Source organism: Coleofasciculus sp. G3-WIS-01 (assembly GCF_040223135.1).
GTDB lineage: Bacteria > Cyanobacteriota > Cyanobacteriia > Cyanobacteriales > Coleofasciculaceae > Coleofasciculus.
Genome location: NZ_JAVJZI010000089.1, coordinates 1 through 13116 on the forward strand (window position 1 = coordinate 1; position 13116 = coordinate 13116).

The 13116-nt window shown below is 46.2% G+C and carries 10 protein-coding genes; 7 read left to right on the top strand and 3 right to left on the bottom strand.

Going from position 1 to position 13116, the window contains the following annotated elements; all coding sequences use genetic code 11:
- Positions 1-468: 468 nt before the first annotated feature.
- Positions 469-1257, bottom strand: a complete 789-nt coding sequence (locus RIM23_RS09305; protein WP_446366419.1) for a DUF4058 family protein — start codon at positions 1255-1257, stop codon at positions 469-471.
- A 260-nt stretch (positions 1258-1517) separates the two neighbouring features.
- Here RIM23_RS09305 and RIM23_RS09310 point away from each other — a divergent pair, with 260 nt between their 5' ends.
- Complete coding sequence (locus RIM23_RS09310; RefSeq protein WP_446366427.1) at positions 1518-2258, top strand: DUF554 domain-containing protein; 741 nt, start codon at positions 1518-1520, stop codon at positions 2256-2258.
- Here the strand turns inward: RIM23_RS09310 and RIM23_RS09315 are convergent.
- On the bottom strand, positions 2245-2535 hold the full coding sequence (locus tag RIM23_RS09315) for a DUF2470 domain-containing protein (RefSeq protein WP_446366420.1): 291 nt from the start codon (positions 2533-2535) through the stop codon (positions 2245-2247). The genes RIM23_RS09310 and RIM23_RS09315 overlap by 14 nt on opposite strands.
- A 257-nt stretch (positions 2536-2792) precedes the next feature.
- Between RIM23_RS09315 and RIM23_RS09320 the strand changes: the two genes are divergently transcribed.
- The 6 genes from RIM23_RS09320 to RIM23_RS09345 all read left to right on the top strand — a co-directional run bounded on the left by RIM23_RS09320 (position 2793) and on the right by RIM23_RS09345 (position 10862).
- Positions 2793-3314, top strand: a complete 522-nt coding sequence (locus RIM23_RS09320; protein ID WP_446359975.1) for an inorganic diphosphatase — start codon at positions 2793-2795, stop codon at positions 3312-3314.
- A gap of 447 nt (positions 3315-3761) precedes the next feature.
- Positions 3762-4676, top strand: coding sequence for an MBL fold metallo-hydrolase (locus RIM23_RS09325; protein WP_446366421.1), 915 nt, complete (start codon positions 3762-3764; stop codon positions 4674-4676).
- A gap of 381 nt (positions 4677-5057) precedes the next feature.
- Positions 5058-7190, top strand: coding sequence for a ShlB/FhaC/HecB family hemolysin secretion/activation protein (locus RIM23_RS09330; protein WP_446366422.1), 2133 nt, complete (start codon positions 5058-5060; stop codon positions 7188-7190).
- 5 nt (positions 7191-7195) lie between these two features.
- Positions 7196-8032 (top strand): sulfurtransferase, encoded by an 837-nt coding sequence (locus RIM23_RS09335; RefSeq protein ID WP_446366424.1) that lies wholly within the window; start codon positions 7196-7198, stop codon positions 8030-8032.
- A gap of 616 nt (positions 8033-8648) precedes the next feature.
- Entirely contained in the window at positions 8649-9167 is a 519-nt protein-coding gene (locus RIM23_RS09340; RefSeq protein WP_446337864.1) for a LabA-like NYN domain-containing protein, read from the top strand.
- Between the two features lie 75 nt (positions 9168-9242).
- On the top strand, positions 9243-10862 hold the full coding sequence (locus RIM23_RS09345) for a 2-isopropylmalate synthase (protein ID WP_446366425.1): 1620 nt from the start codon (positions 9243-9245) through the stop codon (positions 10860-10862).
- A gap of 592 nt (positions 10863-11454) precedes the next feature.
- On the opposite strand, the gene RIM23_RS09350 is transcribed toward RIM23_RS09345, so the two are convergent.
- Positions 11455-12936 carry a multicopper oxidase family protein gene (locus RIM23_RS09350; protein WP_446366426.1) on the bottom strand — a complete coding sequence of 494 codons (1482 nt, stop codon included), beginning with the start codon at positions 12934-12936 and terminating at the stop codon, positions 11455-11457.
- Positions 12937-13116 lie beyond the last annotated feature (180 nt).

The following is a 13116-nucleotide window of genomic DNA, read 5'->3' on the forward strand; positions in this document are numbered from 1 at the left end:
ATGCAAAAAAAGATCTCGCATACTCAGGTCTCCCCATTGCAAAAAAAGCTCACCCATCCTCTGGTAACCCCCGTCCAAAAAAAGCGAAGCATCCCCTGGTCTCCCCCGTGAAAAAAACGCGAAGCATCCCCTGGTCAACCCCTAGTTAAGGGGGACGGAGATTGCATAGATAAGGGGTACGTAAGGGGGAGCTATAAGGGGGAAGGAAGGGGGATCTATAAGGGGGACGGAAGGGGGATCTATAGGGGGACGGAAGGGGGATAAAAAAAGGTGGGAAAGAGGGCTGTAACTTAAGTAGAATGGCACTGACTTAAGGTTGGTGGGCAATGCCCACCCTACGCTATATCAAGAGTTTTGGCGAGCCAAAAATGCTTATTTCAGTGCCATTGAACTTAAGTATACATGGATGTTAATGAAGAGTTTTCTACAAATTGTGATTTAATGTAAAAGCAAGTGTAAGTCCTATTTTTAATTAGTTCGCTGTCCTGTTTCTCGCAAGAGTGTATCCGCCCAAACCGCATCTTTTTCCGGCAACGGTGGAACGGGTTCTTGATTATAATCAATCTCTAAATTGTATCTGGCACGTTCGTACATACCATTTAATAAACTTTGTAAATCTACCAGAGGTTCTACATCCTCTGACTGCAAGGGTAATTGAAACGAGGGAATCACGTCTCGCACGCTAAAAGCATACAATTGGGCTAAAGGACGGCAATCGCCTCGACTCACCACAATTCGATAATCTGAAAGAGGTACTTCGCCTAAAAATACCATCGGCTTTCCTCCTCGAAGTAAATCAATTTCGACAAAGTTGGTAGTCGTCGCTAATACTTGTTTTCGCTTCCGTTCGTAAGCTTTTCTCCCTTCACCCGCTCGTTTATTCTTAGGTGATAGAATTTCAATTACTGTCACGACATAACTGGTAGCGACTTCTCTAATTTCCAAATAACTCTCCTTGATATGTTCGGGTACAGGCATTGTCACCGTTACAGCTTCAGATGTCGAGGCAAAGGTTACTGTTGATGCCGTTGATTTAGCATCCTTCTGTCGAGAAAATACATAGACATCAGGAATTCCTAACAAAACCGAATCTGACTCATCACTCAAATACGTGCGCTGCTCAATTGCTACCCGATATTGCGGCGGAATTTGCGGGGCTAAGGAGTCGGCAAGGTTTACAATTAAGCGATTATGTACTTCTGACCAAAATGCCGGATTTTCTAAATAAGGATTCATGCCGGGAAAGGGAGAAGCCATAGAACACTCCTTTAGCCAAGATGGATTAAATACTATATTAGATTAGGTTCGTAGTAAGGGACCTTAGCCCTGAGATTGATGAACTTGTGCGTTTGTTGTTAGCGTTCAAGTTATTATGGGGGAGCATGGAGTGTGAAAACACAAAATGTTTCAGCTAACCCGTTGGTGTTGGGTTTCGTCCCTCAACCCAACCTACTTGCTAATGGTTAATGTATTAAATTAAGTATGCTACGCCACTATTAACGTTGACAGTTAATGTTTTGCTGACTGATTTCTTTGCCAAAACAAGCGGCACTTGGATTAATGTGATAACGGTAGCTATTGGCACAACTGTAGGGTTGTTACTTAAACACCGTTTACCTAAACCCATGCAACAAATTATCACCCAAGGGGTAGGACTTCTCACCCTATTTCTGGGTGTTACCATGGCGGCGAGTATGACTCAGGTGCAAGCAGGGCGCATTGATGGTGTGGTATTGGCGCTGATTAGCATTGTGTTGGGGGGATTACTGGGAGAATGGTGGCAAATTGAAGCTAGACTGCACTCGGTGGGAAATTGGCTAAAAACTCGGTTTCGGGGAAGTGGTGCTTTCACGGAAGGGTTTGTGGCGGCTAGCTTATTGTTTTGTGTGGGTCCAATGACGTTGCTGGGGAGTCTGAATAATGGCTTAACGGGTGACGATACGTTGCTTACGCTAAAAGCCGTGATGGATGGAATCGCCGCGATCGCACTTTCGAGTAGTTTTGGAATTGGGGTGGGTTTTTCTATTGTTGTGATTCTCGTCTATCAGGGCGGAATCTCTCTGGTGGCGGGAGTCTTGGCGCAAGCGATTTCTGATCCCGCCACTGATCCCCGCATTCTGTTGATTACAGGGGTGGGGGGATTAATGATTTTGGGGACGGGAATCAACCTGTTACAGTTGACCCACATCCGTGTTGGTTCCTTTTTACCCGCGTTGGTAGCCGCTCCGTTAATTTATCACGTCGCTAGGTTGATTTAGCCGCACCTCTGGCTTGCTTCACCATGTCAATTAACGTGTGGTGGGCGTCTTCGGAGTCTTTGAGAGTGTGATCAAACTCAATGCGTAAGGGAACCGACTCACCCTGACGTTGGGCGATTAAATTCATTCCTGTCGCATCAATGGACTGCATTTGAGCCGACTCGGTATCAGGAGAGTTCCCGAATGTGCGGGCGTAAAGCGCGATCGCCTCAGCATGATCCTCATTCATGTGCTTACAGATGCGATCGCTCACTTGTTGGCTAAACTGTTCAGACATGACTCTTATTGGTTCGGATACTATAAATCTGATGCTACCGGACTTAATATAACTCTGTCTGTTGCAATACTGTTACTGTTGCCTTTTCCTACTTGTCTGGGAGATAAAAATCTTTAAGCTAAGGCGGAGATTGACCCTCTTCGCTTAGAATGCTACACGGGGGTTTTTCAACCGTCGATACGGGACGATTGAACCTTGTAACTTAGCCTTGGATAGCTAAGTTTCCCCATCTGCTGTGTCGCTTACACAATTTTGTCATGGATTTATCACGGATTCCAAGTCAACCCAAACCGGGACTGATCAACGTTTTAATTGAAATTCCCGCCGGGAGTAAAAACAAGTACGAGTACGACAAAGATCTACAAGCCTTTGCCCTTGACCGGGTTTTATATTCCTCGGTGCAATACCCTTATGATTACGGCTTTATCCCGAACACCTTAGCCGATGACGGCGATCCACTCGATGGAATGGTGATCATGGATCAGCCAACCTTTCCCGGTTGTGTCATTACCGCCCGACCCATTGGTATGCTGGAGATGATTGACTCTGGCGATCGCGACGAAAAAATCCTCTGTGTTCCTGACAAAGATCCCCGCTATGCTCAAGTAAAATCGCTTAAAGATGTTGCTGAGCATCGGTTGGATGAAATTGCTGAATTTTTCAAGACTTACAAAAATCTCGAAAAAAAAGTCACGGAAATTCTAGGCTGGAAGGATATCAAGGACGTTATGCCACTGGTGGAGAAGTGTATCGCCGCCGGTAACAAGTCTGGCAGATAGTCAAGCCGATAATTGAGGTACTCCCACCCTGAAAAGCGGTGGGATTCACCATTAAGGGTTCATGGTTCAAAACCCTAAAAAATCAAGGAGGAATTATGAACCAAGTTCTATCCCTCCTATGCCATCGCCGCAAGTCCCTAAGCTCACCCCTGCTCTTTGTGACAGAACTCACAAGCCAACTCTACCAAGAACGCTAAAATTAACAGACTTGAGAGAAACTTCCTGATCAAAATAAGGGTGCTAGAAAATTCGACCTAGGGGAAAGCCGGAAATTCATAGCTTTTTTACAAGTTTTCCCTAGGTTATTTTCTCTAAAAATACCGTTATTGCCTCCGTGGACGCAAAAGCCTTAGCGACTACCTCACCGAAAGTGTCCCTATCTGAGTATCATATAGTGGAAATTGCTGGGTGTGAAGCTCGGCTAAGGGCAGCTCATTTAATCGAACGATGGCAGATTCTGATCCAGCGTCACCCAGCCCCCGCACATTTAATGCTATAGCCAACATGGTAACTGGCCCTACCGTCAATTTTGTTGTCCAATTTTGGGGCGTTCGAGGTAAAGTTTCGGCTCCAGGGAAAGAAACGGTACGCTATGGTGGCAATACCTCCTGTATAGAAATGCGTGTCGGCTCTAAACGCCTGATTTTTGATGGGGGAAGTGGTTTGCGGCTTCTCGGCAACCATTTACTCCGCCAAATGCCCCTAGAAGCCTACATCTTCTTCACTCATTGCCACTGGGACAGTATTCAGGGATTTCCCTTTTTTACACCTGCCTTTATTCCTGGCAATTGTTTCCACATCTATGGCGCAAGGGCGACTAATGGAGACTCAATCGAAAAGCGCCTAGGTGGGCAAATGTTAGCGCCTAATTTTCCCGTTCCACTTCAGGTCATGCAATCGGAGCTAAAATTTTACGAATTGGGTTCGAGTCATAAAATCACCGTGGATGATCTAGTCGTTGAAGCGGTTTTACTTAACCCAGCATCCAGTTCAATGGGCTACCGTGTCACCTGGAAAGGTCATTCTGTCGTCTACGCGATCGCTCATTCCCAATCGCCGGATCGATTGGATCACAATTTGTTACACTTAGCCCGCCATGCTGACTTGCTCATTTTGGATGCCCCGTGTAATATTCGTGCAGATGATTTTCTCAAGCCTTCGCCCCTAGACTGGCAAGACAAACTCTGGCAAACCGGTATGGCGACAGCTAAGGCAGCAGGAGTTAAGCGGGTTGTTATGTCTCACTACCATCCTGACCATGATGATGACTTTCTTGACTGGATGGAATCCCAACTAAAATCTGTCTTTCCCAATGATGTATTAGCTCGTGAGGGTATGATTGTACCAGTTTGTTCAGTTTAAAACGTTTTGACCCTCTAACCAAAATACGTTATTATAATGAAACTATTATTTGTATTTGATTCAAAAAGCTTAGTCAAATATCTCCCTGGAATTATTCAGAAATCAGAAAAGAAAATCAAAGGAAACTTCAAATGTTTGCCGACATTTGAACAGGTCTAATCAAAAGCTTCATCAGATCAGGGGTTTAACTGAACGGCTCTTCCGTACTTGTGGTGATAACGCAAGCTTATAATCAAGCCATATCAAGATTTTCAGCTTTTCTTTATCATTTATTTTGTATAAGAATGATACCTTTTCCACCAAGTATCCGGGAGACCCTGATTATCTTTCAATGATTGCTTCACCAACTTCCTCGATAATCAGCCTCTTTATTTTTGATAAATGAACAATATGATTGGTGTAGAGTCCAACGGGCAAATTCTATTCACCTCTATAGCAACATTGTCAGCAGTGTTATGGCTAACTCCCTCGGTAAAGGCTCAAACTCTGCCTATCTCCACAAACGCTAAAGCCTCAATCAATACGTCCTTGTCTCCAGTCTTACCTCAGCCTGAACACCTAAACGATTTATCGAGAACAATTGAGGAAGAACAGGCAGAAGGCTCCACGAAGGCACAGGGCACAGGGCACAGGGCACAAGGGAAGGTAGAAGACAATGATAACCCTTTAGACGGAAATGAGATCACCCATTCAAAACTCAGTCGGGGCGGGTTTAGTCACATCCGGGTAAAAGAAGAAACGAGACTCATCAAACCCGCCCCGAAAGACGCGCCATGGCACATCTCTACACTCAACGCTCAACACTTGCCCCTCTACGTCACTCAAATTCCTGATCCCACGACTCCTCGGCAGAGTCCCTCAATTCCTGAACTGCCTCCGCCTCAAGACATTGAGCCACCGCCTCCCTCTAGGCTGCCAGAAGCCACACCGTCTCCTACATTACCCCCCCCGGAACAGCTTCTAGAATCCCCTCAATTAACACCGACAACGCCTGAGACGCCAGAGGGTGTCACTCAAGAGCAAATTACGGTGAAAAATTTTGAATTTATCGGCAATACAGCATTTAGTGATGAACAGTTAGCCGAAGTGACAGCGGAGTTTACTAATCGCCCGATTACCTTTGCTGAACTCTTAAATGCCAGAACTGCCATCACCCAGTTATACGTAAACAACGGCTATGCTACATCCGGTGCCTTCATTCCACCTCAATCCCTAAACCAGGATACCGTCACTATTGAAATTGTCGAAGGTGGAATCGAAGAGATTCAGGTGAATGGACTTCGCCGCCTGCGTCCCCATTATGTGCGATCGCGTATTGCCGTCGCTAATCCCAAACCCCTCAATGTACCGCATTTACTCGAATCCCTACGTCTTTTGCAGCTTGATCCCCTGATCGAAAATATCTCGGCTGAACTCTCGACCGGTTCTGGACCCGGTACCAGTTTACTCATCGTCGATGTTATCGAAGCCAACACCTGGAGTTACCAACTCGTTGCCAACAATGGGCGTTCCCCCAGTGTGGGTAGCTTCCGGCGCGGGGCGTCCATAACTCAAGCCAACTTACTCGGATTCGGCGATGGCGTAACCCTCAGCTATACCAATACCGATGGTAGCGATGAGATTGAATTTAACTACACCCTACCCGTGAATCCGCGTAATGGCACGGTTAGCTTTAGCTTTAGCAACACCTCCAGCGAGATTATTGAAGATCCATTTAACTTTCTCGATATCCAATCCGACTCAACCAGTTTTGACCTCACATTTCGTCAACCCCTCCTGGAAACGCCAACCCAGGAATTCGCAGTGGGTTTAACCGCGTCTCGACGCAATACAAAAACCGTTTTCTTAGAAGACTTAGTAGGAGAAGAAGTTGGTTTTCCTTCATTGGGTGCTGATGAGGATGGGCGCATCCGAGTTTCAGCCCTGGGATTCTTTCAAGAGTGGACTAAACGAGGGGCGAGGGAAGTCTTTGCCCTACGCTCTCAGTTTAATTTAGGTCTGGGTGTCTTTGATGCCACAGTCAACGATGATGCGCCTGATAGTCACTTCTTTTCCTGGCGGGGTCAAACCCAATGGGTAAGACTCTTAGCCCCAGATACATTACTGGTGCTTCGCGGTGACATTCAACTAGCCGCTCAAGACTTGTTACCTGTGGAGCAGTATGGTTTAGGGGGTCAAGGGAGTGTACGCGGCTATCGCCAAGATATTCGACTCACTGATAATGGCGCCTTTGCTTCAGCCGAGGTGCGGCTACCCATCTTACGCATTCCTGAGTGGGATGGTGTTTTACAGGTGACTCCCTTTGTGGATGTTGGCACAACCTGGAATAACGGCGAGATAGACGCCCCTGACCCGAGCAGTTTGGCGGCTCTGGGGTTGGGACTACAATGGCAACAAGGCGATCGCATCACCGCTCGCTTAGACTGGGGGATTCCCTTAATTTCTGTTGATTCCGAGGATAATACCTGGCAAGAAAATGGCGTATATTTTTCGATAACGATTAATCCATTTTAACTGATATGACTGATCATCCTTTGATTATTTCCAGCCAATTCCTAAAAGAACACCTTAATGATCCGCAAGTGGTGATCGTCGATTGTCGTTTTGCCCTTGCCGATCCGCAACAGGGATATCAACAGTATCAGACGAGTCACATTCCGGGAGCGCATTACTTGGATTTGAACCAAGATCTTTCTGCTCCCGTAGAACCTCATGGAGGGCGTCATCCCTTACCTGAGTCCAACCAGATTGCCCAAAAACTCGCCGCGATAGGAGTCAGATTCGGTGAAACCTTAGTCGTGGCTTATGATGATTCCCGTTGTGCTTTTGCGGCGCGTCTATGGTGGTTACTGCGTTACCTGGGACACGATCGCGTCGCGGTATTGGATGGTGGCTGGGGAGCATGGCAATCCCAAGGTTATCCGGTAACTGATGCTCTACCAACCCCTCAATCTGGGCAGTTTGTGCCGCAAGTGCGATCCGAGTGGGTGGTTGATATCAATGCGGTCAAAGCCCGGAAAGATTTACCAGACGTCGCTTTAGTCGATTCACGGGCACGCGATCGCTATTTAGGAGAGCATGAACCCATTGACCCAATTGCAGGTCATATCCCTGGTGCAATTAATTACCCTTGGCAAGAGGTAACTAATGCTCAAGGCTATCTACACTCCCCCGATCAGCAAAAACAACGATGGAATGATGTCCAGGATAAACCGGAGATCATTGTCTATTGTGGGTCTGGAGTCACCGCCTGCGTAAATCTCTTATCCTTGGAATTAGCCGGAATGGGAAGGGGTAAGCTTTATGCTGGAAGTTGGAGCGACTGGTGTTCCTACTTAACAGAAACCTCTGGGTGAAGCTTCTTTGAACAGGAAACAGGGGTAGGTTGGGTCAACGCTTTCCAATGACATGTTAGAAGGCAACTTGGTCTGATCCTCACTTCCAGATGTAGCAGGCTAAGTCTTTAACAACCACCAAGATAGAGTTCCATCTCTCGTCTAGGCGTGACTTTCCTTGTACCCCACGGTAGAATTGTGCTTATATCAGTATGTTTATGGAAAATCATGTAATGGTATCACACTTTTAAGTTGAATTCAAACAAGCTTGCTGTTACTGGCGATTCATCCCCAACTAACTCTGATCGGGTATAGTTGGGGATGAATCGCCAAATTCGATAAAGTACATCTACCGCTAATGGGCTGGTGTTATCCTCAATCCTGAGGATAGCTTGAAGATAGCTCCCTGTCTACGTCCTATAGAGTCGCTAAGGTTTAAGAAAGCAAACAGAGATCTAGCGACATGAGTTTCTTTGCTAGGAGATTGAACTTGGAGGTGAGAGAGTAAGAAAATTTAGATAGCGCTAAAAAGCTTAGGAATTACGCCGATAGACTAACTATCAGCCAATATTTAGATTAAAATTGCTAAAATAAGAAGTTCACTTAAATTTCCCAAAACTATTAGGTCTGAGTTTATATGCCTTGCTCTATGAACCGTATTTCTATTTTTGTTGATGGGAACAATATGTTCTATGCTCAACAAAAAAATGGCTGGTTCTTTGATCCGAAGCGGGTCTTAGAACATTTTAAAAAAGAACCTCATATTGTTCTGGTTAATGCATTTTGGTACACCGGATTAAAAGATCCTCAAGATCAGCGAGGGTTTAGAGATGCCCTGATTAGTCTGGGTTACACAGTCAGAACTAAAATTTTAAAAGAGTATTATGATGATAGTTCAGGTCGTTATTCCCAAAAAGCCAATCTTGATATAGAAATTGTTGTTGATATGTTTAATACGGTAGAACAGTATGATCGAGTTATTCTATTTAGTGGAGATGGTGATTTTGAACGGGCGATCGAATTGCTGCGGTCAAAGAATACTCATATTACAGTCGTATCGACTGAAGGGATGATTGCCAGAGAATTAAGAAATGCTACGGATCGGTATATTGATTTAAATGAAATTCGTGATCAGATCGAGAAAGTAGATTCTTAATTAAAGACAGATAAAAACTAACCCTTATCCTTTGACCCATTAAAAATTGACAACTTTATAACTGGAGAGAATCGAATGAACAAGCAACCCAATCGAATTATTATTTTTGATACTACGCTTCGTGATGGCGAACAGTGTCCCGGAGCCACCTTAAACGTAGAGGAGAAACTGACGATCGCACGGCAACTAGCACGACTCGGTGTTGATGTGATTGAAGCGGGGTTCCCTTATGCCAGTGCGGGTGACTTCGACGCCGTGCAAAAGATTGCCAAAACTGTAGGTGTCGAGTCGGGACCGACAATTTGTGGGTTAGCCAGAGCCACCCGTCAGGATATCGAAGCGGCGGCGAAAGCCCTCAAACCCGCTGCCAATGCCCGAATTCATACATTTATTGCCACATCCGATATTCATCTCAACTATAAACTGAAAAAGACCAAACCGGAGGTTGTCGCGATCGCAGAGGAAATGGTGGCGTATGCCAAATCCTTTGTCGAGGATGTGGAGTTTTCCCCCGAAGATGCAGGGCGTTCTGATCCAGAGTTTTTGTACGAGGTGTTAGAACGTGCGATCGCGGCGGGGGCGACAACGGTGAATATTCCCGATACCGTAGGCTACACCACCCCGAGTGAGTTTGGCGCATTGATTCGCGGGATTACAGAAAACGTCCCCAATATTGACCAAGCCATTATCTCCGTTCACGGTCACAATGACCTAGGATTAGCCGTTGCCAACTTCCTCGAAGCCTTGAAAAATGGGGCGCGACAGTTAGAATGCACGATTAATGGTATTGGCGAACGGGCAGGAAATGCGGCACTAGAAGAACTCGTCATGGCATTACACGTCCGGCGGCAATTTTACAACCCCTATTTGGGACGCCCTCCTGAGTCAGAGGAGTCCTTAACAAATATTGACACGCGCCAGATTTACAAAACCTCGCGGTTAGTATCTAATTTGACTGGAATGTTAGTGCAACCGAATAAGGCAATTGTTGGCGCAAACGCTTTTGCTCACGAATCGGGTATTCACCAAGATGGCGTCCTGAAAAATAAGCTGACTTACGAAATCATGGATGCCAAATTAATCGGTTTAACCGATAATCAGATTGTCTTGGGTAAGCATTCCGGGCGCAACGCCTTCCGCACTCGTCTCAAGGAATTAGGGTTTGATCTGTCTGAGACAGAGTTGAATAAAGCCTTTGTCCGCTTTAAAGAAGTGGCGGATAAGAAAAAAGACGTATCCGATTGGGATTTAGAGGCGCTGGTTAACGACGAAATCCGCCAAGTTCCCGAACTATTCCATCTAGAATTAGTCCAGGTATCCTGTGGGGATCATGCCCGTCCGACTGCTACGGTAACCTTACGCACTCCTGAAGGTGAGGAACTGATGGATGCGGCGATTGGTACCGGTCCAGTGGATGCGGTGTATAAAGCGATTAACCGCGTGGTGAATGTCCCCAATGAACTGATTGAGTATTCGGTGCAGTCAGTGACAGCCGGGATTGACGCCCTTGGAGAAGTCACCATTCGCCTGCGTTATAACAGTCGAGTTTTTTCCGGTCATGCTGCCAATACCGATATTATTGTGGCATCAGCCCAAGCTTATGTGAATGCCCTGAACCGACTCTATGGTTGGTTACAGGGGCAAAATCAGGAAAGTAGCGATCGCGAGACAGATAAAGCCGTAGCCTCAGTGTAATCCATCCTTACCAGATCCCCGATTTCTTCAAGACATCGGGGATGTATAGCAGTACCAAGGCAGGTTAGGACACTGGGCAACCTTCGCTCCAGGCTACTTCACCGCCCAAGGATTAGCGGCGGAGGTTTACTATGAAGCAGGGGCGGTGATTATCACTCTAACCTTGGTGGGACGATGAAATCAATCTACTGCAATTAGCTGGAGCCGTTGAACGGAATTCCGAACACCCCTTAGCTGAAGCCGTTGTTCAGTATGCTCAACTCCAGACGGGGGAAACGTCACTCCCAGAAACCGAAAACTTTGAAGCTGTGGGGTTCAAGGGGTTGTTAATCGCCGATTGGTGCAAATTGGCACTCAGCGCTGGATTGATGAGTTGGAGATTGAGACATTACCCCTTCACGCGCAATATGTAATCAATCTGGGATTATTCATGGCAATGGCGTCAGGAGCAACCGCTACCGAAATGGAAATGCCCACTAACCCGACGCAACAATTCCGTCGCATCGAACAACCTTTAGGTCTAAAAGTTGGTGTCACTCTAGGGGGAATCGCCTTAATTGGTGCAGAACTGTGGTGGTTTTTGGGTAAGGAATTACACCTGAATGTCCAGATTTCCCATCATCCCCAAATCTTCATGATCAAGGATGTGACAGTGATAAACAGTTTTACCTGCAAAATCTCGGAAAGGAATGCGAATGCGGACAGTTTCCCCTCTAGGAACTAAAACTGTATCTGTCCAAGCTGGGTAAGGTTCTGATTTCCCATTGCGGCTGATGACTTGGAATGGATTGGCGTGAATGTGAAAGGGATGATCCATCATTCCCGTATTCACGATTTCCCAATCTTCAACTGTATTAAGCTGAACTTGGGTATCGATGCGATCGCTCTTGTAAGGTTGACCGTTAATTAGAAACACCATGCCCATCCCAGGCGCCATCCCGTGATTGAGCTGAAAGCGTCGCACCTGTTGGGGTTCAGGTAACGTCGGTATGGATAAGAGTTTGGTGGGTAGAGGAACGGGTTCTACAGCTTTATCGTAATTGAGAGTGGCTAGCACGGTTGGTGTGTTGTCATCTCTCCCCATCATGCCTCGACCACCCATCATACCTCGACCACCCATCATGCCTCTGCCCATCATTCCCATTCCGCCTCGATTATAGGGAAGATTTCGCAAGGAATATTGTCCTGGATTTCTATCCCCCCGCACCAGCACTTCTACTCGTTGTCCAGGTGTTAGCAGCAATTCTGAAATTTCCACAGGTTCGGCTAATGCTCCGCCATCTGTAGCAATTAGATAAAAGGGATGATTTTCCAGAGAAAGCCGATAAAAACGAGACGGGGAAGCATTCAGGATGCGCCATCGGAGTAAACCATTAGCGGGTAGGGATAATGTTGGGTTAAGCTGACCATTAATCGTGATCAGTTGTCCTTCCCGTCCCGTCATTGCTGATGTATGGTTAGAGGATAACATTCGCCCGTTCTCATTCAGGGCAAAATCTTGGAGAACCAGGAATTCTTCCTTTGCGGCTTGAATTTCGGGAATTTCATCCAACTCCCCGCGCACAATAAATAAACCCGCTAAACCGCCAAATAGCTGCTCGGCGACTAAACCATGACGATGGGGATGATACCAAAACGTACCAGCCGGATGGTCTTGGGGAATCATAAACTCGTAGTCAATTCTTTCTCCTGGCTCGATGCTGAGAAAGACATTATCCGCATTTCCCGTAACCGGAATGTGCAATCCGTGATAGTGCAAATTAGTGGGTTGGGAGAGATTGTTGGTGAAGTGGATGCGAACGGTATCCCTAGGTTTAGCTTCCAAACGAGGAGCAGGAATCTGTCCGTTGTAGCTCAAAAGATATGCCTGCTGACCCCCCAAATCAACAGCACCAGAACTGGCTTCTAGGTCAAGTTCTAGTAAACCATCCCGGCTTTGATGCAGTGAAGATCCGGCAATTGGTGATTTTGAGGTTTGTTTGCTATTTTGTCCGATTGCACAGCTTGTTCCTAAAGCCACTCCAGCTCCAGCTACACTTAGAGCAATAAACGTTCGGCGATTTATCTTTGACATGGTTGATTCGGTTCGCTTCAATCTGAATTAGTAGGACTGATAGTTGGTAAAAGTATAGTCAAATATAGACAGACTTCATTTCATTGCAGAAATTCCCTTCGCTTTTACTTTGAGAGATTAATTCTCATAATAGTGAACTACGCACCTCTCTATCCCATAGCGGTTAAACGCATTTGGGAA

Coding starts and splice junctions, on each gene's coding strand:
- RIM23_RS09305 (WP_446366419.1), bottom strand. CDS start 1,257: ATGGCTTCTCCCTTTCCCGGCATGAATCCTTATTTAGAAAATCCGGCA.
- RIM23_RS09315 (WP_446366420.1), bottom strand. CDS start 2,535: ATGTCTGAACAGTTTAGCCAACAAGTGAGCGATCGCATCTGTAAGCAC.
- RIM23_RS09320 (WP_446359975.1), top strand. CDS start 2,793: ATGGATTTATCACGGATTCCAAGTCAACCCAAACCGGGACTGATCAAC.
- RIM23_RS09325 (WP_446366421.1), top strand. CDS start 3,762: ATGGCAGATTCTGATCCAGCGTCACCCAGCCCCCGCACATTTAATGCT.
- RIM23_RS09330 (WP_446366422.1), top strand. CDS start 5,058: ATGAACAATATGATTGGTGTAGAGTCCAACGGGCAAATTCTATTCACC.
- RIM23_RS09335 (WP_446366424.1), top strand. CDS start 7,196: ATGACTGATCATCCTTTGATTATTTCCAGCCAATTCCTAAAAGAACAC.
- RIM23_RS09340 (WP_446337864.1), top strand. CDS start 8,649: ATGCCTTGCTCTATGAACCGTATTTCTATTTTTGTTGATGGGAACAAT.
- RIM23_RS09345 (WP_446366425.1), top strand. CDS start 9,243: ATGAACAAGCAACCCAATCGAATTATTATTTTTGATACTACGCTTCGT.
- RIM23_RS09350 (WP_446366426.1), bottom strand. CDS start 12,936: ATGTCAAAGATAAATCGCCGAACGTTTATTGCTCTAAGTGTAGCTGGA.